Source organism: Sorangium sp. So ce363 (assembly GCF_051520435.1).
Taxonomy (GTDB): domain Bacteria; phylum Myxococcota_A; class Polyangia; order Polyangiales; family Polyangiaceae; genus Sorangium; species Sorangium cellulosum_B.
In genome coordinates this window covers 8,676,119-8,700,242 of sequence record NZ_CP150333.1, presented here as the reverse complement: position 1 = coordinate 8,700,242, position 24,124 = coordinate 8,676,119, and the positions used below count along the sequence as shown (strand labels likewise).

The 24,124-nt window shown below is 70.7% G+C and carries 17 protein-coding genes and 1 other RNA gene; 6 read left to right on the top strand and 12 right to left on the bottom strand.

From position 1 onward, the window contains the following. Window positions 1-187: 187 nt before the first annotated feature. The gene (locus WMF12_RS32680) at window positions 188-1,828 is read right to left on the bottom strand and encodes a hypothetical protein (protein ID WP_437851690.1); all 1,641 of its coding nucleotides are present in this window, start codon (window positions 1,826-1,828) and stop codon (window positions 188-190) included. A 436-nt stretch (window positions 1,829-2,264) separates the two neighbouring features. After that, window positions 2,265-2,609, bottom strand: a transfer-messenger RNA (tmRNA) gene (gene ssrA, locus WMF12_RS32675). A gap of 426 nt (window positions 2,610-3,035) precedes the next feature. Between ssrA and WMF12_RS32670 the strand changes: the two genes are divergently transcribed. Then, a complete protein-coding gene (locus tag WMF12_RS32670; protein WP_272095228.1) occupies window positions 3,036-3,326 on the top strand; it encodes an oxidative damage protection protein in 291 nt (96 codons plus the stop codon). A gap of 91 nt (window positions 3,327-3,417) precedes the next feature. Here WMF12_RS32670 and WMF12_RS32665 read toward each other — a convergent pair whose 3' ends face one another. Continuing rightward, window positions 3,418-4,098 carry a hypothetical protein gene (locus tag WMF12_RS32665; protein WP_437851688.1) on the bottom strand — a complete coding sequence of 227 codons (681 nt, stop codon included), beginning with the start codon at window positions 4,096-4,098 and terminating at the stop codon, window positions 3,418-3,420. A 454-nt stretch (window positions 4,099-4,552) separates the two neighbouring features. Here WMF12_RS32665 and WMF12_RS32660 point away from each other — a divergent pair, with 454 nt between their 5' ends. Continuing rightward, window positions 4,553-5,617 (top strand): esterase/lipase family protein, encoded by a 1,065-nt coding sequence (locus tag WMF12_RS32660; protein WP_437851685.1) that lies wholly within the window; start codon window positions 4,553-4,555, stop codon window positions 5,615-5,617. Window positions 5,618-5,723: 106 nt separating this feature from the next. Beyond that, the gene (locus tag WMF12_RS32655) at window positions 5,724-7,499 is read left to right on the top strand and encodes a hypothetical protein (protein WP_437851683.1); all 1,776 of its coding nucleotides are present in this window, start codon (window positions 5,724-5,726) and stop codon (window positions 7,497-7,499) included. Between the two features lie 31 nt (window positions 7,500-7,530). On the opposite strand, the gene WMF12_RS32650 is transcribed toward WMF12_RS32655, so the two are convergent. Next, window positions 7,531-8,772, bottom strand: a complete 1,242-nt coding sequence (locus tag WMF12_RS32650; protein ID WP_437851682.1) for a BamA/TamA family outer membrane protein — start codon at window positions 8,770-8,772, stop codon at window positions 7,531-7,533. Between the two features lie 499 nt (window positions 8,773-9,271). On the opposite strand from WMF12_RS32650, the gene WMF12_RS32645 reads away from it, so the two are divergent. Next, entirely contained in the window at window positions 9,272-10,882 is a 1,611-nt protein-coding gene (locus tag WMF12_RS32645; RefSeq protein WP_437851680.1) for an NTP/NDP exchange transporter, read from the top strand. 2 nt (window positions 10,883-10,884) lie between these two features. Here WMF12_RS32645 and WMF12_RS32640 read toward each other — a convergent pair whose 3' ends face one another. The 5 genes from WMF12_RS32640 to WMF12_RS32620 all read right to left on the bottom strand — a co-directional run bounded on the left by WMF12_RS32640 (window position 10,885) and on the right by WMF12_RS32620 (window position 16,405). Beyond that, a complete protein-coding gene (locus WMF12_RS32640) occupies window positions 10,885-12,471 on the bottom strand; it encodes a GDSL-type esterase/lipase family protein (protein ID WP_437851678.1) in 1,587 nt (528 codons plus the stop codon). A 34-nt stretch (window positions 12,472-12,505) separates the two neighbouring features. Then, window positions 12,506-14,011 carry an FHA domain-containing protein gene (locus tag WMF12_RS32635; protein WP_437851675.1) on the bottom strand — a complete coding sequence of 502 codons (1,506 nt, stop codon included), beginning with the start codon at window positions 14,009-14,011 and terminating at the stop codon, window positions 12,506-12,508. A gap of 307 nt (window positions 14,012-14,318) precedes the next feature. Beyond that, window positions 14,319-15,005, bottom strand: coding sequence for a TIGR00266 family protein (locus WMF12_RS32630; RefSeq protein WP_437543515.1), 687 nt, complete (start codon window positions 15,003-15,005; stop codon window positions 14,319-14,321). A 15-nt stretch (window positions 15,006-15,020) separates the two neighbouring features. Further along, the gene (locus tag WMF12_RS32625) at window positions 15,021-15,689 is read right to left on the bottom strand and encodes a TIGR00266 family protein (protein ID WP_437740562.1); all 669 of its coding nucleotides are present in this window, start codon (window positions 15,687-15,689) and stop codon (window positions 15,021-15,023) included. A 20-nt stretch (window positions 15,690-15,709) separates the two neighbouring features. Next, on the bottom strand, window positions 15,710-16,405 hold the full coding sequence (locus tag WMF12_RS32620) for a TIGR00266 family protein (protein ID WP_437851673.1): 696 nt from the start codon (window positions 16,403-16,405) through the stop codon (window positions 15,710-15,712). Between the two features lie 159 nt (window positions 16,406-16,564). On the opposite strand from WMF12_RS32620, the gene WMF12_RS32615 reads away from it, so the two are divergent. Next, window positions 16,565-19,132 (top strand): protein kinase domain-containing protein, encoded by a 2,568-nt coding sequence (locus WMF12_RS32615; protein WP_437851671.1) that lies wholly within the window; start codon window positions 16,565-16,567, stop codon window positions 19,130-19,132. Window positions 19,133-19,215: 83 nt separating this feature from the next. Here the strand turns inward: WMF12_RS32615 and WMF12_RS32610 are convergent, their stop codons facing one another. From WMF12_RS32610 to WMF12_RS32600, 3 genes are all read right to left on the bottom strand, one after another. Next, a complete protein-coding gene (locus tag WMF12_RS32610; RefSeq protein ID WP_437740559.1) occupies window positions 19,216-19,737 on the bottom strand; it encodes a hypothetical protein in 522 nt (173 codons plus the stop codon). A gap of 9 nt (window positions 19,738-19,746) precedes the next feature. Further along, entirely contained in the window at window positions 19,747-21,627 is a 1,881-nt protein-coding gene (locus WMF12_RS32605; protein WP_437851669.1) for an AarF/UbiB family protein, read from the bottom strand. A gap of 74 nt (window positions 21,628-21,701) precedes the next feature. Then, window positions 21,702-22,844 carry a serine hydrolase domain-containing protein gene (locus WMF12_RS32600; protein WP_437851667.1) on the bottom strand — a complete coding sequence of 381 codons (1,143 nt, stop codon included), beginning with the start codon at window positions 22,842-22,844 and terminating at the stop codon, window positions 21,702-21,704. A gap of 152 nt (window positions 22,845-22,996) precedes the next feature. Between WMF12_RS32600 and WMF12_RS32595 the strand changes: the two genes are divergently transcribed. Next, window positions 22,997-23,872, top strand: a complete 876-nt coding sequence (locus WMF12_RS32595; protein ID WP_437851665.1) for a protein-L-isoaspartate O-methyltransferase family protein — start codon at window positions 22,997-22,999, stop codon at window positions 23,870-23,872. The last annotated feature ends 252 nt before the right edge of the window (window positions 23,873-24,124 follow it).

The window sequence follows — 24,124 nt, the reverse complement described above, 5'->3', positions numbered from 1 at the left end:
TCGCAGGCGTCCGGAGTCACTTGTTTCGTTCTCGCCGCTATTATAGCTACCACCAGGACTACCTCGCACTACGAGGTCAGCGAGGCTCCGTCTCGTGTCGAGAGGACGTGCTTCTGGTGCCGCCGGAAGGGATGCCCCCGGAAGGAAAGGACGCCTGGCCGCCGTGCTGATGGCGAGAGATACGTGATTAGAACCCTGTGTAGTCGCCTTCTACTTGAGCGATCATTGCTGCTGCGCGCAGCGCAAGTACTTTCGGAAGCAGCTCCTGTGCAAGATCCTTTAATTGCCACGATGGGGCGAACCCTTCTGGTGCTCTGGGTTCGGGTGGAATTCCTGCAGGTAGTTCCTCCCAAGTGAGCATAGCGAATGTAATGATGTTCTCGGTCACCCCTGCATGGCGTAGAAGTTCAACTTTGTTATTTAATGCATTCCATGTTGCTGCACGTAGTTGATCAATTGAGAACCCCTGGTGCTCAAAGAAGAGTATGTCCGAATCATCGTCCGGGTATTGTGTCGCAGGAAGTTTATCGAGCTCGGCTTCTGCGGCCTGAAGGGTCCAGACGCCATCCCAGATTTCTTGGGGAGTTCGGGCCGAGCAGTATTTTCTCCAAAGAACCTCCTGGGCGTGTCCTACTGAGGAAACCATTAGTCTGGCGACTGACGGCTGCATGCCGACACGCTCTTCGGCGGTCATCGCTTTTTTTGCATCTTCGTTTAGAGCTGCATGAAATTGCATGCCAAGTCGAGTGCAGAATTTGTAAGCGGTTCGCATTGCGGCATTGTCGAGGTGACAGAGAGCATTGCTGAGGCTATGTGAAGACCAATAATTAATGTTGGCGCCTGCAAGTTCTTCAATGCAATTCTTGATGCTGTGAACGTAAGCGCTCTTCTCGACTGTCACTCCCTCCTCGAGGAGCCTAACCAAGATGTATACGGCAATGCCGCGGAAGATGTTGTGTGGTCGGGCACGGTACTGCATTGCTAGTTTGTTCATAAGTTCTTGCCGTTCCGCTGGCGTGCCGGCAAGTACGCGTCTGATAAACTCCTCGGCCGGGGGGCGTCTTCCGTCTTCGGGGAGATCCATGCTTATGAACAGGGAACTGAGACTAGCAGCCCGTAGCTCACTTTGCTCTGTGTTTATCCAGTCCTTGAAGTGCTTCGATTGTAGCTGACGCTCGTTTTCTCGAACACGGGCCTCGCCGCTCCTAAGAAGAGCGGACATTTCGTCTTTGAACTGGCGAAATCGCTCGATGTCTACTTCCACATCCAGCGTGTCGCGCGCTAGGCTCACGAGACGCTTGCGCTGAAACGAGAGCATGTGTTCCGAACCTAGAATGCCTTTTAGGTCGCCGAAGGTTTCCGTGCAGTCCTCTCGGCGACACACGTGAAGGGCATCGTCGAAGGTTCGGAGCGTGAGCGCGTCATATACGCGCACCTCCCATCCGTTGCACAGGACGATGAACCTAGCTTGAACCTCGGGATGGATCGCATATAGATGTGCTTGTAGGACATCTCCAAACTGCATCTCGCGAGGGCGCCCCGGTTTGGCTTCCACGATCCAGAAATATCTGAGCCGCAAAGAGGGTGCGTAGTCAATGGCAACCTTTTTTCGTCCGATGCGATGGTAGGGCTCGGCAAGGCGAAGCTCCTTCTCCATCTCTAGGTCATGAGTTGTTCCCTTTCGATATCCGAGAAGGTGCAAAAGACGGATTATGAATTCCTCTCGGATGGTTTGTTCATTCCATGTGGAGAAGTCAGTCGCTTTCCATCGCGTTAGGAACGCTAACTCTACGAGATTATGGGTGGAGTTGATGGTTGAAGTGTCCATGCTCTCTCCTGCGGGCTGGGTAGCCTTCCGCGCTGCCGTCCGGAGGTATCTCCTCGGTCCTCGCTGCCGGTCCGGCTACGCCATCGCCGCCATCCTCTGCGAGGCCAGCGGAGATGCCGTCTCGTGTCAAGAGGAGCCCGTCCGGCAGGGGGACCTACCCGCCGTCGCCATCGCCTCGCAGCAGCGTCCGCTCGCTCGGCCTGGTTGGCTTGCTCCGGGCTACGCAGCACGCAGGCTCGGAGCCGGGATCCGCCCCGCCGGCCTGCTGCCCGCCGTGGAGCTCTGTGGAGCCCCGTACCCTCGCGTCACCCGATGCGCCCGCACCCGGTGATCTCACTCACGCGGGACCCCGCACCAAATCCAGTGACGTCGAAATTTGTCAGGTCGCACGCAGGGCACACAAAAGAAAAAAGACACGGTTCTCACCGTGTCTTTTTAGTGGAGGCGCCGGGAATCGAACCCGGGTCCGCAAGGCATCCAGTCTACCTTCGTTCACGTGCGTAGTCGCCATGCGCCGGCGACGGCGTTCGTAGATTCGGCTACGACCTATCCCTCACTGAATCTCGGCAGCGTTATCGAGGGCGTCCTCACGCGACCCAGCCCTGTGGTTGACACCCTTAGAGTACTAGGACGACCTTCTCCTCGGATGGCTTAGCGGTTATTAGGCCGCGACAGCGTATGCGTTGTCGTTCGCACTTGTAACGTCCCGCTTGATAGGCGGAGCAGGAGCCGCCAGCACGCAGACAGACCTTCAGTCCCCACGTCGAAGCCGATCGCCCCCTCGTGGTTCGTTCAGACGGACCGAATATTGCTAGAAACCGTGCTGCCGTCAACCCCTCGGCGCCAGATCGTTCCGTCGCTGACGCCGTCGCGGACGGCGCTGTGCGCGGGTCGGGGTCCGCTTCGTCCGATTCTTCTGGCTTTCCCGCCTGCTGCTGCCCCCGCGCGCCTCCGTCGGCCTTGCCCGTTTCCCCGTGCCTCAACCTGGTGCCGCCCGCCCGCCCGCCCGCCTAGGCTGGTCGGGCCCCCTATCTGGTTGGCCACCCGCTGACCTCGCCGGCACGCCTCCCGCTCTCGACGGCTCCTCGCAGCTCAGCGACCTGGCCGGCCCCCACCCCGCTGACCTCGCCGGCACGCCTCCCGCTCTCGACGGCTCCTCGCGGCTCGGCTAAGAAGCCCGCGAAAAGGAAAAGGAGTCGGGCAACTTATGGCGAGGATGGTCCAGTGCGTGAAGCTCGGCCGTGAGGCGGAGGGGCTGGAGAAGCCGCCGCTGAAGGGCGAGCTGGGCAAGCGGATTTTCGACAACGTCTCGAAGGAGGCGTGGCGGATGTGGCTCGAGCACTCGAAGATGCTCATCAACGAGTACCGCCTCGACCTCATCTCCGAGGCCGGCCAGCGGATCTGGATGACCGAGCTCGACAAGTACTTCTTCACCGGCGGGAACGAGGCCGCGCAGCTCCCGCCCGACTACGTGGCGCCCAAGGACAAGCCGGAGTAGCCGACCGCGATCGCGGTCCCCCGTCCCTCATCGGCCCGGCGGCGCTCCTACCCACCCCATCCGGAAGCGCCCCGCCCCCGCCCGCCGCCCCTCAGGGCAGCGGACCCGGCGCCGGCAACGCCCCTCCGCCGCGCACGTACGCGATCAGCGCCGCCGCCATCTGCTTGTCGACCTTCTCGCACTTCGCGGTGACCGCCCCCATCGTCGCGCCCTTGCACTCTCTCTTCCGCTCGATGATGAGCTTGCCCGTCTTCTCGTCGGCCAGGAACGCGTCGCGCGTCTTCTGGTCGAGGCTCTTCCACGGGATCGCCGCGAACTTCGGCTTCGGCGGCACGTGCTGCCGGACCTCCTCCGCCATCAGCGTGGCGCACGTCCCGTCCCATCGCAGGACCTCGTATCCGCCCCCGGCGCCGCTCACGACCATGCCCCCGGTCTCCGGCTCCCGGTGATAGAGGATCAGCACCTCCTCATCGAAGACCAGCTTGTCGTTCGAGGACGACCCGCCAGAGGCGTTCACCGCGTCGGTGTCCCGCGTCAGGTACCCGCGCGTGAACGGCGACCCCTTCGCGAACAGGGTGAGCGCCACGTCCGGATGGAAGCCGCTGCAGAGCCGCTTCACGAACGCGACCGGCGGCAAACACTCGTTGCCCCGCTGCTCGCACGTCGTCGGGATCTGCCGTGACGCTTCCGCCGCCGCGTCCTCCTCCTTCTTCCCACCTTCACCCTCCGCCGCCTCGCCGCCCTCCTTCGCGGCCGGCGCCGCAGCAGCCACCTCGGCCTCCGCACGATCCGGCTCTGACGGAGGAGGCGCCGCGCCACCGCAAGCGGCCAGGGTACCCACCAGGACAAGCGCAAACGAGCTCTGGACAGATCGCATGGCCCACGAACCTACCGGAGCCAGCCCGCCCCTCCGCATGGAAAAATAACGCCGACCCGCGACGCAATGCGCCAACACGGCGTCAAAACACTTGGTGCATTGACAGGAGGCCCGCCGCCGCCCGCGACGCAATGCGCTGCACACCACGAATGGTTCAAATTTCCGACAGCGCTTGACATCAGCATCCCATCAGCAGAGTCTGAGCTGATTCCGGCAGGAGGTGGTCGTGCTGGATCTTTCTTCGTCGGCAGTCTCATCATCGTGTGTTGGCGGTTCGCGTAAGTGCAAGTCTCACACGGGTGCTCGTCGAAGGCGACGGCGGGTGTCCGCTGCTCTGGGAGGGTGGGTGATGGTCGCCTCCTGTGTTCTCCTCGCGGGCTGCAGCGCGGCCGGGGAGCAGTTCGATCCGCCGGCGAGCACCGGCGAAGTGCTCACGGGCGCGGGCGGCGGCTCCGCCTCGGGCGTCTGGGCGAGCTCGTCGGGCTCACCGGACGACCCGGGCGGCAATGGCGGCGGCTGGCCGTCAGGGAAGCTCGGCCCGCCGTATCCCATCGTGCTCGCTCACGGCTTCTTCGGATTCGAGGACTTCGCGGGCGCGGGATACGTCAGCTACTTCTACAACGTCAAAGAGACCCTCGCCGAGAGCGGCGAGACGATCTTCACGCCCGCCGTCGACCCGTTCAACAGCTCCGAGGTCCGCGGCGCGCAGCTGCTCGCGCGGATCGAGCAGATCCTGGACGCGACAGGCCACGAGAAGGTGAACATCATCGCCCACTCGCAGGGGGGGCTCGACGCACGCGTGGTGGCGCACGATCGGCCCGATCTCGTCGCCTCCATCGTCACCGTCGCCACACCCCACCTGGGCTCGAAGGTCGCCGACGTGGCGCTCGAGCTCGTCGCCCACGAGCGCCTGCAGGACATCCTGGACGATCTCATCAACGCCATCGGCGCGCCGCTCTACGATCAGATAGGCAACGAGACGAGCGTCTTCGCGGCGCTCGAGCAGTTCTCGACGCCCGGCATCGCGGAGTTCAACGCGAGGTTCACCGATTCTCCCGGGGTGTTCTATGCCTCCTTCGGCGGGCGGACGAACCGCGCGCGCGGCGGCAGGGACTGCACGACGCTCACCCCCGCGCCCTTCGTCGCTCAGTTCGACGACGGCCTCGATCCGGTCCACCCGCTGCTGTCGCTGACCGAGACCCTGCTCGACGGCGGCATCGGCGAGTCGTTCCCGAACGACGGCCTGGTGCGCGCGCGGGACGCGCGGTGGGGGGACTTCTGGGGCTGTATCCCGGCCGACCATTTCGACGAGATAGGCCAGCTCTTCGGACAGAGTCCGGGCGACGGGAACCCCTGGCTCTATATCGACTTCTACCGCTCCGTGATCGCGCGGCTCCGGCAAGAAGGCTTCTGACGAGCCCGCCATCGCCCGCGCGCACCCGTGCTCGCCCGCGCTCACCCGCGCTCGATTCGCCGAAAACCGCCCCGAGCGGCGCCCTCTCCACTACCATCACCCGCCGATGCCCAAGGCGCCGCTCACCCGCGCTCTCCCGCTGCTCGCCCTGCTCAGCGCGGCGTGCAGCGGCGACGTGCGCCGGTTCCCCCTGCGCGATCCGGTCTGGCGCGACGCCGACCTGAGCCCCGTCTCGCTGCCCTGCCGGCCCGATCCCGAGGCCCCCAGCGACGATCCGCAGCACCGCCTCTGCTCGCCCGCGCCCTACGAGTCCTCGTTCGCGTGGGACGCCGCCGACAACCTCGTCTTCCGCCCGGTGTCGCGGTTCTTCGCCGTGGATCCAGGGGGCGAGGCGGCCAACGTGAACAGCGTCGACGAGGTGCCGGACTCCAGCTGGTTCACGAACCGGCTCGGCAAGCGGCCGTTCTCCGCCGAGGAGCTGGTGCGCGGGCCGTGCGGCGACAAGGCGCTGGATCCCGAGGCGCCGGACGGGTCCTGGGTCATCGACATGGGCAAGCCGAACGGCGCGAACCCCGGCTTCCGGATCAAGGTCGAAGGCGTCGGCAAGTTCATGCTCAAGGCCGACCCCTCGGACCAGCCCGAGCGGGCCACCGGCGCGACCGCCATCGCGGCGCGCCTGTACCACGCCGCCGGCTTCTGGGCGCCGTGCGACAGCGTGGTCTACCTGAAGCCGTCGATCCTGAAGCTGTCGCCCGGGCTCACCGTGACCGACAACAGCGGTGTCGCCAGGCCCTTCGATCAGGCGGCGCTCGACGGCGTGCTCGCCAAGGCCTCGAAGCGCGGCGACCGGGTCCGCATGGTCGCCTCGCGCTGGCTCCCGGGCCGCGCCATCGGCCCGTTCAGGTACGAGGGGACCCGGGAGGACGATCCGAACGACGTCATCCCGCACGAGGACCGGCGCGACCTGCGCGGGGGGCGCCTGCTCGCGGCCTGGCTCAACCACTTCGACTCGCGCGAGCAGAACTCGATGGATGTCTGGCTCGCCGAGGACCCGAAGGACAAGGACGCGTCGCCGGGCCACGTGCGCCACTACACCATCGATCTCGGCGACTGCTTCGGCAGCGAGTGGGAGTGGGAGGAGATCTCGAAGCGCCTCGGCCACGCCTTCTACTTCGACGCCGAGTACGCGCTCCTCGACTTCGTGACGCTCGGCATCCCCGAGCGGCCCTGGGACCGGGCGAGCCACGATCCGCAGGGCGACATCTTCGGCTTCTTCAGCGATCGCGATTTCCGGCCGGAGGCCTGGCGCGGCGGCTACCCCAACCCGGCCTTCGGGCGGATGACCGAGCTCGACGGCGCCTGGGCCGCCCGGACGCTCGCGCGCTTCACGCCGGAGCTCATCGAGGCCGCCGTGAAGACCGGCGACTTCACGGCGCCGCGGCACACCGCGTTCCTGATCGGCAAGCTCCTCTCGCGACAGCGCGCGATCATGGCGCGGTACCTGACGCGCCTGTCGCCCATCGCCGACGTCGCTCTGGCCTCGCCGGCGGCGCTGTGCGGCGTCGATCTCGCGCGGCGCACGGGCGTCGCGCGCCCGCAAGACCTCCGCTACGAGGCCGCGATGTACGCCGGCGAGGCGCTCGCCCTGCGCGCCCGGCCGGTCGTGCGCCCCTCGCCGGACGGCCGCGTGTGCCTCTCGCTCCCCCACATCGCCGCGGACGGCGGCGCGCCCGACGACGCGCCCTCGCGCTACGCCATCATCGATGTCCTGAACGGGCAGGCCCCCGGTCCGCTGCGCGCCCATCTCTACGACCTCGGCCCGCGCCGCGGCTACAAGCTCGTCGGCATCGAGCGTCCCGACGACGCCGAGCCGCCCAACTGAGGTTCCCCTCGGGACACCCTCTGCCGCTCGATCAAAATCCGTGGGTCGCGCCGACCATGAACCGCAGCTCCTGCAGGCCGGCCCCCTGCTCGAAGGTCTCCGTCGCCGAGCCGATCAGGACATCGATGGAGTGGTCACGCTCGCCGCTCGTGCGCAGGCCGAGCACGAACGACATGCGGAGCAGGTCGAGATCGAAATCGCGGAGGTGCTCGCCGAACACGTTGCCCGCGGCGACCTGCACCGTGCCGTCGACGAACGCCCAGACCGGATAGCGGTACTCGAGCGTCGCCGCGGCGGCGCTCCGCCCGCGGAGGCGCCCTTCGCGGAAACCCCGCATCGGCGCGTCGCCGCCGAGCTCGGCGAGCTCGGTGAAGGGGACCTCCGCGGCGCCGAGCGGGTCGGCGAACGCCGCCGAGAGGACGAGGCTCACGATGCGATCGTGCCCGGTGAGGTCGACGAACCCGCCCAGCGAGCCGCCGTAGCGGATCCACCGGCTCTCCAGCGGCCGCTCCAGGTCGACGGCGTGCTCTCCGGACAGCTCCAGCCGGACGCCGTTGCCCCGCGCCGGGCGCGGCCGTCGCGAGTCGAGGCCTGCCCGGGCCCCGATCCGGTAGGAGGTGTATCCAGTGTCGTACGACGGCGGCATCGGATAACGGCCGCGCGCGACCCGGAAGCCGACCGTCGGCTTGCAGCAGATGTCGTGGAAGTCGACGGTCCTCGCGCCGGTGGTCGCCTCGACGAAGCTGAACGCGCCGAAATCGGCGTGGAGCGTCGCGGTCCCCTCGACGCTGCGGGCGTTGTAGCGGGCCCAGTCGCGCTCCAGCGAGCTCGGGCCGATCCCTGAAAACAGCCAGTCAGGCCGGGTGTCCGCCTCGCCGCGGAGCTTCAGGTGAGCGCGCCCGCCGAGGGGGATCCGGTCGGCGACCGTGAGCCTCCACCAGTCGACCCCGCCGGTCGCGGCGTGGACGCGGAGCTCGTTGCCGGCGACGAACAGGTCGTCATAGAAGAAGTAAACGCCGACGCTCGCGCGAAAGCCGAAGTCGAGGAGCGCCGTCGGGACGATGCCGATGTTGTTGTTCGGCCCGAAGGTGAAGATGTCCTTGAGCTCCTTGATCCACTCACCCTGCTCCGCCGCGACGGTGAGAGCGCCGAGCGGCCGCCGGACCAGGTACTCGCTGGCGAGGTAAGCGGGGAAGAACACGACGCGCGGCACCCAGAGCAGCGCGTCGCCGGCGCTCGTCGCCTCGTCCGGGCGACCGTCGTAGTCCGGCACAGGGCGCTTCGCGCCGGGCGAAAGCGGCGCCGCGGCGGGAGGCCGTGGCCGCGTAGCAGGCTCTGCCGGCGCGCGAGGCGCCGCCGGCGGCGCCCCCGGGACCACGGGCGGCGGCACGGCGCCCCCCGCCTGTGGCGCGGCCTGTGCCTCGGCGCACAGTGACAGCGACAGCGCGGCGCAGCTCGCGAGCGCGGCCGCGCGCCGCCGAAAGGCCGTGCCGAGCGCGCGCGTCGGTCCCTCCTCGTTGGTGCCCAATCCGCCTCGCCTCTCGCACGGAAACACGTCGCGGCGCGGGAGCATAGCGGAGTTCCCGACCCGGGAGACGCCTGTCTGCGCGGCGCGCGCCTGTCGAGCGTCCACGCGACGGCGCGGCGGGTGCGGCGGTTCACACGCGAGAGGGAGGTTGCCGGCCGGGACCAGGCTCGATAGCCTCCCGCGTTCGGCATCGGTCCTGTGCCGGTGCCGCCAGAACGGCGGTTTTCCGGGCATGGAGCGGCGGGTGGCGAGCACAGGCGAGAACGAGACACGGGCCCGGGGCGTGCTTCACAGGCTCCTTGCGATCTTCGCCGAGGTGAAGCCGCGCGAGGTCTTCAGCGTGCTCGTCCTCACGCTGAACGTATTCCTCCTGCTCACGGGCTATTATCTCCTCAAGGTGGTCCGCGAGCCGCTGATCCTCGCGGGCGGCGGGATCGAGATCGGCGGGCGGCGGCTCGACCTCGACGGCGCCGAGGTGAAGGCCTACGCGGCGGCGGGCCAGGCGCTCCTCCTCGTGGGCGTGGTCCGCGCCTATGGCTCCCTGGCCAGGCGCTTCGGGCGCATGCAGCTCACCACGGCGCTCACGCTCTTCTTCGCCGCGAACCTCGTCCTCTTCTTCCTCCTCGCGCGCCTCGGCGTCCCCCTCGGGGTGCCCTTCTATCTGTGGGTGGGCTGCTTCAACCTCACCGTGATCGCGCAGTTCTGGTCCTTCGCCAACGATGTTTACACGCCCGAGCAGGGCAAGCGGCTCTTCGCCATCGTCGGCATCGGGAGCTCGCTCGGCGCCATGTTCGGCGCGCAGATCGCGAAGCGCGTCTACGTGCCGATCGGCCCCTACAACATGATGCTCCTCGCGGCGGGCGTGCTGCTCGCCTGCCTGGGGCTCACCTACCTCGTCCACCGCGACGACCTCGCGGGCGCGAAGGGCGCCGCGGACAAGGCCGACGCGCCGCCCGGGGGCGCGGCGGGCGGCTTCAAGATCATCGCGGGCGACCGCTATCTGCTCCTCATCGCCGGCCTGACGCTCGTCCTCAACTGGGTGAACTCGACCGGCGAGTACATCCTCGATCGCACCCTGATCGAGTCCGCCACGAGCGCGCTCGACCCGGGGAGCGAGCAGCGCGGCGCGCCGGACGCGGCCCCCGCCGGCGCAGCTCCGGGCGCGCCGCTCGCGGCGGGCGCGCCGGTCTACCTCGTCGATCCGCAGGCGTCGCGCCTGCTCGAAGGGAAGATCGCCGCCGTCAAGGGCGGCGCGTTCGACGTCGAGGCAGGCGGCAAGATCGTCGAGGGCGCCGAGGCGGGGCTCGTCCACCCGCGCACCGAGAAGGGGAAAAAGGCGGCGCTCGGCGCGATCATCGGGACCTTCAAGGGGGATTTCTTTTACTGGGTCAACACGTTCGGCGTCGTCCTGCAGCTCTTCTTCGTCTCCCGCATCTTCAAGTACCTCGGCGTGCGATTCGCCCTGTTCATCCTCCCGGCCATCGCTCTGCTCGGCTACGCGTCACTCGCCGTCCTGCCGGCGCTCGCCGTCGTGCGCGTCGCGAAGATCGCGGAAAACAGCACCGATTACTCCATCCAGAACACCGCGCGGCAGGCGCTCTTCCTGCCGGTCGGCCGCGACGCCAAGTACAGCGCCAAGGCGGCCATCGACACCTTCGTCGTCCGCGCGGGCGACGTGCTCGCCGCCGGCGGGGTGATCGCCGGCCAGGTGCTCGCGCTCTCCACTCGCCACTTCGCGATGGTCAATATCGCCCTCGGGCTCGTGTGGCTCGGCGTCGTGGCCGGCATCGCCCGGGAGCACAGGCGGCGCGCCGCGGACGAGCCGGCGGCGTCCGATGATCTCAAGGCTGCGTAGCCTCAGGGCCGCGCGGCGTTCGCCTTCCAGCCCTCGTAGGCGTCCATCAAGGCGAGGTACAGCCAGCGGCCGATGACCTCGGCCCCCGCGCCCGACGGGTGCGCGAGATCGGCGCCGCCGAGCCCACGCTGGACCCAGATCCCCATCGAGCCGGAGCCGCCCATCGCGCCGAAGGTGTCGAAGTAGCCGCAGCCGACCTGCCCGGCCACCCTGCGCTGGATCGCCGCGAGCTTCGGGATCACCGGGCGGCTCCGGTACACCTCGCCCTTCTTGTCGGCGCGGTCCATCGGGCCCACGAGCAGGCACGACGACCCGGGCAGCGCCGCGGTCACCTGCTCGAGCACCGCCTTCATCGTCGACTCGTATTGATCGAGCGGGAACAGCTCGCCGTCCTCGCTCTCGTTCATGCCGTAGTGGAACACCGTCAAGGACGGGCTCCGCGCGCGCAGCTGCTCGGCGAAATGGGCGTCGTCGCTCTTGTCGAGGAAGCGGATGCGGCAGCCCTGGATGCCGATGGCGTCGAGCACCACCCCCGGCGTGTCCCGCTCCATCCAGACGCCGAACGCCCGGACCCCCGGGCCGTGCGCCCGCACCTCGATGGCGTGCGGCCCGTCCGGGACCTCGTAGGTCGCGATCGCCGAGCCGGCCGCGTCGGCCCGCGTGTCGATCATCTCGCGGCTCTCGCCGTCGATCTTGATCTCCATCCGCCCGCCCTCGGGGTGCTTCAGGTAATCGACGGCGAACCGCGAGACCGCGCGCCCGTAGGTCCCGGACTCCGCGGTGGCGAAGCGCGAGAACACCCCCGCGCCCTGCGAGCGGAACGACACGCCGCCGAGCCCGTAGAGCCCGTCCTTGGCGAACGGGCCCACCACGCGGCTCACCTGCCAGCCTGGGCCGGCGAAGCGGACAACGTCGTTGTGGAAATATCCCGGCCAGGCGTTCGCCATCAGCATGAACCCGTGGCCGGCGTCCCCGAACCGCTTCTGCAGCTTGCGCCGCAGCGTCGCCGTCACGAAGTCGCTCGCCACGATGGAGTCGCCGAAGTAGGTGATGCGCGCGATCGACTGCGGCGCCTTGCGCTCCACCGCCGCGAGCGCGCGGAAGAACGGCGTCATCGCCTTGCCGCTCGGGTCCTCGATCGGCCGCGGCGGCTTGCCCTCGGAGGCGACCGCTGCCGGCATGAGCTCGGCGGCCGCGGCCGGCAACGCGATTTCCTCGGGCTGGCGCAGCTCGGCCTGCTCGGTGGTCTCGGTGACGAGCGTCGTCTCGCCGACCGACGCCACCGGCGCCGGCGCCGGGACCACGACGAGCCCCTCCCCCTCGGGCAGCGGCGTGAGCACCCGCAGCCGCGACAGGCTCGGGTGCGCGTAGGGGACGAGCACGAGCAGGGCGAGCGTCGCCATCGCCCGGGCAGCCGGCGAGGCGAGCCCGTTCCGCGCCGGCGAGCCCACGGGCACGGAGCCTCCGTCGCGCGCAGCCGGAGGCACATCACGCCCGCCCGGCGGGGGCGCCTCGTGGACGTGGGCCTCGCGCGCATCCGGCGCGTGGACGGCCGGCTCGTGAGCCCTGGTGCTGCTCCTGGAGGTCATCGACGCACGTGGGAAAGAAGGATGGAAGCGGCGGCTACAGGCCCTTCTTCTCGAGCTTGTCCAGGGCCGCCGTCGCCTTGTCGCGGCAGACCGCGTCGCCCTGGTGGATGCAGATCGCGCGCAGCAGCTTGATCTCGCTGGCCGACGCCTTCCCGTTCCAGACCTTCGGCTCGAGCGCCCGCCGCTGCGCGGGGTACGAGCTAGAGTCGAGGCCAGAGCTCGCCGGCGCGGCGCCCGAGGCCGAGGGCGCCGGCGCCGAGGCAGAAGCCGAAGCCGATGGCGCAGGCGTGGGCGCGGGTTGCGGCAGCCAGGACGCCGGCGAGCCGACGTGCTGCGGCACCGGCTCCGGCTCGGGCGGCGCCTCCGGGTCGACCTGCCGCCGCATCTCGGCCACCCGCGCGCGGAGCGCCGTCGGGACGCCCGTCGTCTTCGCGATCTCGTTGAGCAGCGCGAGCTTCTCCGCCTTGGTCCCGGCCTGCTCGACCTGCCGGAACATCCCCTCCGCCCAGCGCTCCTCGATCTCCTTGAAGCGCGGCGTCTCCCGGACCGGCGACGTCTCGGCGATCTCCTGCAGCTTCCGGTGCGCGGCGTCGATGTTCCCCGAGCGGAAGTGCTCCTGCGCCGCGTCGAGGATCTGCGCGTCGTCGCCCGCCTGCGCCGCCACCACGGGCCTCACGTCCGGCTCGGGCGTCGTGGACCCGTGCGACCGGGCGCGCGTGGCCACGATCACGGCGATGACGACGATCAAGGCGACCGCGAGCAGGAGCCCCATCGCCTTGCTCGCCCCGCCGAGCGAGCGGGATGACTGCGCGGAGGGGGCCACGCTCCCGTAGGCGCCCGGCGCCACGCCAGGCCCGCCGTCCGGCCCCGCGCGAAAGATCTTGCCAGCAGCGACGAAGCGGAGGCGGACGTCGCCGAGCTCGAGCGCGTCGCCCGCCTCGAGCAGGCCCCGCTTGAGCTCGACGCCGTTGATGCGCACGCCGTTCGCGCTCTGCTTGTCGACGACCTCGTAGCGGCCGCTGCCGAGGCTGATGAGCTCGGCGTGCAGGCGGCTCACGGAGCTGTGGTTGATCGAGATGGTCGCGTCCTCGGAGCGCCCGATCGTGAAGCGCTCGCCGTCGAGCGGGAACTCCGCGCCGGGGGTCGGGCCGACGACCATGACGAGCCGGTTCGGGCGGGTGTGGAGCGGCAGGTGCGCCGTGCTGCGGCTGCCCGGCGGCGGCGTCGGGCTCGTCACGGCGGACGAGAGCGCCTCATCGACGATCTCGATGCGGTAGTCGCCGAGCTGCACGAGGTCGCCGTGGCGCAGGTGCTGCTCGCCGTTGACGCGCCCGCCGTTGACGTACGTGCCGTTGTAGCTGTCGAGATCCCGGATGACCCAGCCCTGGCCGTTCTTGGCCAGCGTGGCGTGGGTGCGCGAGACGTTGCGATCGGTCAGCCGGATCGAGTTCGACTCTCCGCGTCCGAGCGCGTACTCCTCATGGGCGAGGGGGAGCCCCGTCTGTTTCCCCTCGTCATCCTCGATCGTCAGCTTCCACATAGCGGGTTCGGGGTACTCGGGCGGGGCCAGGCTCGCCCCGCGAGCCCCGGTGGATCCGTGGCACCCCACCGCTCGCCGTACGAGCCTCCTCAGCGAGGCGGGACTACTTTAGCGAGTCCGCCTCCGGGAAGGCAATGACGGCGCGCCGGCCCATGGCGGACGACCGGGACCGCGCCGTCGCCAGCGCCGAAATCCACGAGCGCGTCTCGGATCGTCGCGCGCGCCGGGCAAGCACCGGGCGGGCCAGGCAGGCCGCCCGCCGGCGCGGCGATCCCGGAAGGCCTGGCCGGACCTCCGGCGGGCGGAGCTAGTGGCCGCCGCCCACGGGCCGGAACGGATGGAGGAACGCCGAGAGCGCTCCCGGGTTCCGGGTCTGCAGCCAGAGCCTCCCGTGCCCCTGGAACTCGCAGACGAGCCCCTCGCCGGACAGGAACAGGCCCTTCAGGCCCGACAGCTTGCGCACCTGGTACCTCAGGCCCTCGGTGAACGCGAGCAGATGGGTGTTGTCGCAGAGATAGCCCTCGTGCTGGCGACCGACGTCGATCGCGTGGATACCGCCGTAGCTCGAGAACCAGATCAGCCCCTCGCCATACGCCCGGAGCAGCGACAGGCCGCCGGCGAAGAAGCCCTTGGCCCCCTGCCACTTCGTGTCGAGCGTGATGCCGGGCGTGGAGGCGAGATAGGCGCCCGACTGGAGGAACACCTCCATGCCCGAGCGCAGCACGAGGCGCTCGATCGAGCCCTCGGGGGCCGGCGCGAGCCGCATCGACTGCATGGGCGCCGTCGCCGTGAAGGTGCTCTGGAAGAGGCTCTCTCCGGCCGTCATCCTGCGCTTGAGCGCGCTGGCGAGCCCGCCCTGCAGGCTGGTCTTCATGTCGATGGCCGCGTCGCGCGCGACCATCGCGCCGCTCTCCGCGACGATCTGCTCGCCGGCGTGCTCGAAGGTCACGTGGAGCACGCCGAACTCGGGGTTGCCTCGGATCTCGTCGCGCACGCCGTCCCCCGATCTCTAGGGCTGCCGCGGGGCGAGCCGCGCGCCGATCGCCGCGCCGTACCTGCCGGCGTTGCGCGACTGGACCCACAGGCTGCCGTTCCCCTCGACGTGGCAGACGAGGCCCTCGCCCGAGAGCCACGTGCCGAGCCACGTCGACGTGTTCTTGCCGATCCGGCAGGCGAGCGTCGACTCCCACGCTGCGATGTGCCCCGTGTCGATGACGACGTGGCCTCTCACCTCGAGCTCCTCGAGCGCGCCGAACGCGCCGATGATCATCTGCCCCTGCCCCGCCGTCTCCAGCGCGAAGAGCCCCGCCCCCGAGAAGAAGCCGCGCAGGCCGGACGAGCGCGTCCTCACCTCGACATCGGGGCTGGACGCGACATAGGCGCTGCTCTGGACGCACCATTGCCGGTCACCCACCTCCAGCACGGCCATGTCCCCGGACAGCGGCGTCGCGAACAGCACCTCTCCGCGCCCGCCCTCCGCGGCGAACGCGTTCCTGTAGAAGGACTCTCCGGCCAGCATCCGCTTCAAGCCCGACATGATGCCGCCCGACTGCGTCTCCACGCGCACGTTCGTCGACATGCCCACGAGCGCGCCGCTCTCGGCGAACACGCGCTCGCCCGGGTCGAGCCAGCACTGCGCGAGGGCCTGGGAGGGACGGTAGAGGAGATTCACCTGCATCGGACGTCTCCGCCGCTCCCTCAGGGCGGGAGCAGCGGCGCGAGCCACCCCACGAGCGCGCCGGTGCTGCGCGACTGGATCAGCACGCGGCCGCGGCCCGAGAGCTCGCACACCACGCCTTCGCCAGAGACCATGAGGCCCATGAGCCCGCCGCCAGGGCTCCTGATCTTGAGCGCGAGCGACGCGTCGAACCCGACGAGGTGCCCGCTGTCCACGACGAGCGAGCCGTCGCACGGGAGCTCCTCGATCGCCCCGTAGCTCGTGATCCAGAGATCCCCGACGCCGGAGGCCTCGATGAAGAAGGCGCACTCCCGGGCGAGGATGGCGCGCAGCCCACCCCAGCGCACCTTGACGTCGACGTCGCCCGCGCTCGCGAGGTACGAGCCCGCGCCGAAGAGCACCGTCTCTCCCTGGAGGCGGACGTGCTTGATGCCGCCGCTGAGCGGTGGGGCGAGCCACACCCACCCGCCCTCCGGCGCCTCGATCCGGTTCACGAAGAACGTCTCGCCCCCCGCGAGCTTCCGGAGCAGCGCGACGAAGAACGCCTTGAGCCGCCCGAGCAGCCCGGCCCCGCGGCCCGCGTTGAGCCGGACCTCCGTCCGCAGGCTCGGCGACCGCGCGACCATCGCGCCCGCCTCCGCGAGCAGCGCCTCGCCCGGATCGAGGCTCACCTCCAGCAGAGAGGACGACGGCTCATGCTTGGTGCGATGCTGCATTCGTCCACCCGCGGAGCGCGTACATATAACGGAGCGACGCCAGGAGCGGAAGCGGGAAGAAGGTATGTCGAGGTGAGCAGGATGCGGCGAATTTCATGTTTTCTGTCCAGCGGTTCGCTCGCGCTGACTTCTGCCCTTCAGCGTGGGTAGACTGACCGGGTGAGCGACAGGCGACTTACCGCCTCCGAGCCGACGCCGCGCAGCGAGCCGAGCCATGGGTCTGGCTTCGTCGCGGCGCCTCAGCGCATCGCCGGGCGCTACGAGATCCTCGGCCTGCTCGGCACCGGCGGCATGGGCAGCGTGTACCGCGTCCGCGACGTGGAGCTCGACGAGGTGGTCGCCCTCAAGATGCTCCGTCGTGATCTCGCTGACTCCGCCGGCATGCTCGAGCGCTTCCGGCAAGAGGTGAAGCTCGCGCGCCGCGTCACGCACAGGAACGTGGCGCGGACGTTCGACTTCGGCGACCACGACGGCGAGAAGTTCCTCACGATGGAGTGCGTCGAGGGCGAGTCGCTGCACGGCGTTCTCGCGCGGACGGGCCCGATGCCGTCGCAGCAGGCCATCGGCATCGGCTGCTCGCTCTGCGACGGGCTCGGCGCCGCGCACGCGGCGGGCATCGTGCACCGCGACCTCAAGCCCGAGAACGTCCTCATCGACAAGAACGGGCGCGTCGTCATCACCGATTTCGGCATCGCGCGCACCTCGTCCGGGCCGAGCGCCGGCGAGTCGCAGGGCTTCGTGCTCGGCTCCCCCGCGTACATGTCGCCGGAGCAGCTGACCGGCGAGCCCGACCTCGACGCCCGCACCGACATCTACGCGCTCGGCATGATCCTCTTCGAGTGCCTCACCCACCGGCGCGCGTGGCCGGGCGCCGGCGCGATCGCGGCCGCCATGTCCAGGCTCAAGTCCCCGCCGCCCGACCCGCGCTCCGTCCGTCCGGACGTGCCCCTCCCGGTCGCGGACGTCGTCCTGAGGTGCATGGCGATCCGCCGTGAGGACCGCTACGCCAGCGCGGCCGAGGCCCACCGCGCGCTCCTGCTCGCGCGCTCGCGCCTGTCGATCGCCCCGCAGCCGGCGCAGTCGCTCGTGTCCGCCATCGCCGCGTCCTCCGCCACGGCCGCGCCGACGGCGCCGCAGCCGATCGAGCAGAACCCGACCCGGGTCGCCGCGTCGTCGGTCGAGGCGGTCACGGCGCCGCAGCGGCGGCTCAACTCGCCCACGCTGGCGGCACCCGCGCCCACGCCCGCGCCGACGCCGACGTCGTCGCTGAAGACGGTCGCCGTGCTCCCGTTCCGCAACGTCGGCGCGCCGGACGACGAGTACCTCGCCGACGGCTTCACCGAGGACCTCACCGACACCCTGTCGATGACCGCCGGCCTCAAGGTCCGGCCGCGCGCAGCGGTCTCCCGGGTGCGGCTCGACGGCCGCGATCCCAGGGATGTCGGCCGCGAGCTCGGCGTGCAGGTCGTCGTCGAGGGGTCGATCCGCCGCACCGGCAGCGCCTACGCCCCGGAAGGGCCGCGCTCGCAGCCCCCGGCGCCGTACTCGCGGCCGGCGTCGCGCATGCCGCCTGGCGGCGTGCGCGTCACCGTGCGCGTCATCGGCGTCGAGGACGGGTTCCAGCTCTGGGCGAAGCGGTTCGACAGCTCGCCCGAGGCGCTGCTCACGGTGAGCGACGACGCGGCGAGCGCGATCGCCGCGGCGCTCACCGTCGACGCCGCCAGCCGCGAGCGCGAGTCGCCGAGCGACCCGCGCGCGATCGACCTGTACCTGCGCGCGCGCCACCAGATGCGGCGCCTCTGGTACGGGGACGCCGCGCCGGCCGTGGCGCTGTTCGAGGAGGCGCTGTCGTTCTCCCCGAACGATCCGAGCATCCTGTCCGGTTACGCGATCGCCTTCGCGCGGCTGATGGGCGCGCGGGGTGAAGGCGCGGCGCAGTTCGCGAAGGCGCAGCAGGCCGCCGAGCGGGCGATCGCGCTGGCCCCCGCGCTCGGCGAGCCGTGGGTGGCCCTCGCCACGGTCCGCTTCAGCGCGGGCGATCCGGTCGGCGCCGTCCCGGCGCTGCGCAAGGCGCTCCAGTGCGCGCCGAGCCTGGCCAAGGCGCACGAGCTGCTCGGCCGCATCCTCCTCGAGGCGGGGCTCGTCGACGAGGCGATGTTCCGGCTCGACACGGCGCTGGCGCTCGATCCGAGCGAGCCGTTCCCGCGCTGGGAGCTGGCGCGCGGCCGCGCGCTGCTCGGCGACTGGCCGGCGGCCGGCGTGCTGCTCGACCTGCCGGCGGAGGACCCGTCGAGCCGCTTTCACAAGGCGGTGATGCGCGCCCGCTTCGGGCTGTGGCGCGGCGCCGCGTTCCCCATCGACGATCTGCCGCTCGCGATGGAGACCATCCCGATCCAGTACGCGCGCATCTACCGCGACGTGCTCGCGACGTCGCGGCTCTCGGACGAGCAGCGGGCGTTCCTGAGCGCGAAGGCGGACAGCTCCGAGCCGGGCAGCCGGCTGCGCCCGCTCTTCTTCCAGATGTACGCCGAGATCCTCGCCTTCCTCGGCGACGACGACGCGCTCTTCCGCGTGCTCGCCGGCGCGGTGGACGCAGGGCTCTTCGACGCCTTCTGGATGCAGCGCTGCACGGTGCTCGATCGCGCGCGCGCGGACGCGCGCTTCGCCCCGCTCCGCGCGCGCGTCGAGGAGCGGGCCGCGGCGATCATCGCCGCGTTCCGGGGCTGAGCGCCGCGGCGTCGCGGCGTGCATCTCAGCGCGCGCGGCATGCGAGCGCCTCGCGCGCTGAGCTCGGGTCCTGCGCGCTGAGCTCAGCTCCTGCGCGCGTTCTTGGCCGCCTTGGAGACGGCGGGCATCAGCAGATCGCCCTCCACGTGCCCGGACACCTCCAGGATGGTGCGCCCCTCCGCGTCGCGCCCGGGGCGCTCCCGCGTGTAGCGCTCGGCGGGCGCGGCGAGCACCACGCCGAGGTCGCGCGCGGCGCCGGTGAGCTCGGCCGAGAGCGCCTCGTCGACGAGGCGGGCCCGCTCGACGCTCGACGAGCCGGCGGGGATGGCGACGGCCACCGAGCCCGCGACGACCCCGCCCTTCGCGAGCAGCCCGTGCGGCGAGCCGGTCGTCTGCGCGAGCTTCAGCGCGACGCGCGCCGCCTCGCAGCGGTCGCGCGCGGCGGCGAGCGACGCCGCGCCGCGGCGGAGGATCTCGCGCGCGTCCTCCGCGGGAACGCCGCGGTACTCCTCGGCGAGCGCCGCGTTCGCCTCCCTGATCCGCGTCACCTCGGCCTCGGCGGCCGCGACGTCGGCCTCGTACTGGGACAGATCGATCGAGCTCATGGCGTGTCGTCACCCTCGGTTCGTGAACAGGAGGCTCCCTGCGAGCAGCGCGCCGGCCGCAGCGGCGCCGTAGAGGCAATAGCGCGCGAGCGCCGCCTGGCCAGCCAGGTACAGCTGGAGCCCCGCGAAGCCGGCGGCGATCGCGAGCGCCGCGTAGATGAGCTGGCGCACCCCCGTGTAGACGAGCGACGCGGCCTGGGCGAGGCCGCGGATCTTCACCTCGGCCTCGCCGCGGTTGGCGCGCGTGAGGTACTTGCGCAGATCGTCCGGGATCGTCAGCGCCTTGATCCCCATGTCCTTCGCCGCCTCGAGGGCGATCTGGGCCCAGTCGCGGCTGCCGAGGACGAAGTCCTGCAGGTAGGGGCGCACGACATCCATCGGGTTCAGGTCCGGATCGAGCTGCGTGCAGACGCCGGTCAAGAGGAGGAGGGTGCGCTCGAGCAGCACGAAGTCGCGCGGCACGTGGAACGCGCCGGAGAGCTCCTTCAGCCCGATGTTCATGCGCCGGAGGTCGATCAGGCTCTCGATGCCCTTCTGCGGATCGAGCTTGATGTCCTTCAGGTTGAACGACTCGAGCTTCACCTCGTCCTGGAAGCGCTGGTGGAAGAACTCGACGACCTTCTCGCTGACGTCGACGGCGTCCCGCCGCGAGAAGAAGCGCATCTTGCGCAGCGCCTTGATGATCCCCTCCGTGTCGCGGCGGATCACGGCCTCGAGGAACTCGGGGATGCCCTCGCGCATCTCCTGGGAGAGCTCGGCGACTGCGCCGAAGTCGAGCAGGATGAGCTCCCCGCCCGGCCCGACCAGCATGTTCCCCGGGTGCGGATCCGCGTGGTAGACGCCGTCGATGAAGATCTGCTGGCAGAAGACCTGCACGATCTGCCGGGCGAGCGCCTTGCGATCGACGCCGTGCGCGTCGAGCGCCGCGACGTCGCCCACCTTGATGCCCTCGACGAACGTCGTCGTCATCACCCGGCGCGTGCAGTAGGCCTCGATGGGCCGGGGGAACCGGACCTGCGGCTGCTTCGCGAAGTTGTCGGCGATGCGCACGATGTTCCTGGCCTCGCGAACGAAGTCGAGCTCCTCCAGGATCATCGAGCGGATCTGGTGGTAGTAGGCGTCGAGCCCCTGCACGGGGACGAACTGCGCGACGATCGCCATGATGCGGCGGATGGTGAGCAGGTCGAGGCGGACGATCTCGTCGATGTCGCGGTGCTGCACCTTCACGGCCACGCGCGTGCCGTCCATGAGCCACGCCTCGTGCACCTGGCCGAGCGACGCGCTCGCGAGCGGCTCCCTGTGGAAGCGGGCGAAGACCTCGCCGATGGGGCGCCCGAGCTCCTCGGCGATGCGCGCCTCGATCTCCTCGTAGGGGCGCGGCGGCACCTGGTCCTGCAGCCCCTCGAGCCCCGCGCGCAGGGTCGCGGGGAGGAAGTTCGCCATGATGCTGAGCATCTGGCCGACCTTGATGAAGAGGCCCTGGAGCTCGACGATCGTGCGCTCGATGCGGCGGGCGTTCCTCGCATGGACCTCGTCCACGCGGTTGTTCGCCCACGTCTCTCCGAAGAGGCGGCGGAGGAAGAAGAACCAGAGGTAGCTCGCGAGGACGGTGAACGTCGTCAGGTACGCGCGGATGAAGCGGCCGCTCTGCGCGGCGTTCTGGCGGAGCGAGCTGGGCTTCGCGGCGGAGGGCTGCGCGCGCCGCAGCGCCCTGGCGGACCCGGGGGGCGGGGCATCGCCCGCGCCGGGGGGCCTCGGCGCGTCGCCCGCGTCGTGCTCGCGCTGGACCACGCCGGGGGGCAGCTCGCCGGGTGCGCGCGGCGGCTCTGCGGGCGAGCGAACCAGCCCGGAGGACGGGCCCAGCTCTTCGGGGACGGCGCCGTGTGACACCGCGGCAGCCTAGCATCGCTCCGCGCCGGCCCGCGAAAACGCGGGAGCGATGCGGCGCGCCATCCGCCCTCGCGTCATCGCGCCCGCGCCATGGCCTCCGCGATCGCGTCGTAGACGGCGGGCCGCGCGCGACGGATCGCGTCGGAGGCGCGCGTCGGGTGGACGCGGTTCGTGAGCAGCACGCCGACGAGCTCCGCTTCCGGATCGATCCAGAGGCTCGTCCCTGTGAAGCCGAGGTGGCCGAAGGTCTGCGGGCCGAAGCGCGCGCCGGAGCTCGACCTCTCGCCGCTCCTGCCGTCGAACCCGGCGCGCAGCGACCCGCCCGGGCGCGGCGCGATCAGCCGCTCTACGTCGTCGCGCGAGAGCCACTCCGGGCGCTCGCCCGCGAGCGCCTCGAGCAGCGCGACCCCGAGCCGCGCCACGGACATGGCGTCGCCGAAGAGGCCCGCGTGCCCGGCCATCCCGTCGCGCGCGATCGTCCAGGCGTTGTCGTCGTGCACCGCGCCGCGGATCACGCCCCCGCGAAACGCGACGTCCTCGGTGGGGACGACGCGCTCGTCGAACCGCGGCTCGCGCCGCCGGAGCGCGCGGACCGGCGCGACCGCGAGCCCGAGGGGGCCCGTCACCTCCCGCGCGACGACCTCGTCGAGCTCGGCCTCGCCGCGCCGCGCGACCGCGGCGCCGAGCAGCAGGTACCCGAGGTCGCTGTACACCGGCGGGAACCCGCCGGCGGGCGGATCGCCCTCGCACTCGGCGCGGCGCCCGTTCGCGCAGGCGAGCAGCGCGCCGAGGGGATCGATCGGCGCGTCGTCGCCGGGCGGATGGAGCGGGCGGTGCGCCTCGAGCCCGGCGCGGTGGGCGGCGAGGAGCTCGAGCGGCACGCGCGCCGATCGCGTGCCGGCGAGCTCCGGAAGCACCTGACCGAGCGGCTCGTCGAACCTCACCTTGCCTGCGCGGGCGAGCCGGGCGAACGCGAGCGCGGTGAACGGCTTCGTCACCGACGCCAGATCGAAGATCGCGTCGCCCGTCGCCGCGGCCGGCGCCGCGCCGCGGGCGCCGGCCGGCGGGCTGCCTTCCAGCCACAGGCGTCCAGCGGCGCCCGCTCCGTACCGGACGTTGTCTCGCGTGCGCGCGGCTGCGGCGACGCACGCGCACGGCGCAGCGCGGTGCGCTTCGATCGCGAGCGCTGCGATCGGCGTGAGATCGACGGGGGTCATGGCCGAGGATGAGGAGGGCAGGGTGCCCCTGTCAAACGAGCTCTGGCGGCAGGCTGGATGACTCGGCGGATGAGCCGGACGACGCGTGGACAATCGCGACGCGCTCCCCGAAAAATCGAGCCGCACGGGCGGTCCTGCTTCAGGATCTCCCCGTGGCTTCTCCCGTGGGCACCGAAATACGCGCCGCCGTTGCGCCGCTCGCCGCGCTTGCGGCGAGGTACGACGATCGCCGGCCCGATCGCTGGGAGCCGGTCCCCGAGCGGCTCGACGCGGCCATCGCGTGCGACGTCGAGCTCGCCGAGGCCGGGCGTGTCGCGCGGGCGCCGCTCGTTGCCGAGCTCGCGCGCCGCTTCGAGTTCCTCGCCCACTACCTGGACGCGATCCTGCTCGTGCCGCGCGAGCGCTTCGTTCTTCCGGAGGATCTCGCCGCGTCGGCGGACGACACGCCGTTGCCGCTCGACCGCGCGGGGCACGCGACCGTGAGCGCGCCGCACGCGTACCTGCTCACGTACAGCCTGCTCGATCTCGGGCCGGGTGACCGTCTGCTCGAGCTCGGCACGGGCACCGGCTACGGGGCGGCGCTCGCGCGGCGCATCGTCGGCCCGACCGGGCACGTCGCCTCGATCGAGATCGACCCCGTGCTTCACGCGCGCGCGGTTCGGCTGCTCGGCGCGCGGCCGGATCGCCAGGAGGGCGACGAGGCGCTCGCGGCCAGCGCCGCCGGGGCGTCCGACGAGGGCGCGGGCGTCACGCTGCTGTGCGGCGACGGGCGCTCGCTCGCCGAGCGCGTGCTCGCGGGCGAGCTGACGTCGCCGTCGGAGCGGCCCTGGAAGGTCGCGGTGACGTACGCGCTGACCGAGCCTCCCACGGCGCTCGAGGCGCGGCTGAGCGACGGGGGCGTCCTTGTCGCGCCGGTCGGCGCGTGGGAAGGCCACCAGGAGCTCGTGCGCGTCGAGCGCCGGCAGGGCGCGCTCCTCCGCGAGGTGCACGGCGCGGTCCGCTACGTGGCGGAGCGCGGGCGCGGGTAGCTCTCGCAGCGGCCACGTACCGACGCCTTCGCCGTCCGGTGTTGACCCATCCGGACCAGACGCCGCGTCCTCCGGATCGGGTAGGAGCTGTCGGGCTGGGATCGAGGTGAGCGCCGGCGGGGGTCTCCGCGCGGCGGGGGCGGGTGGGCGCGGCGAGCACCGACCGAGGTGCCATCCGGTGTCAGGGGGCGCGGCGTCTCAGGCGCGCCTTGTGTGGCGCGCGACGAAACGTTCCAGGTGGCATGGCCCGAA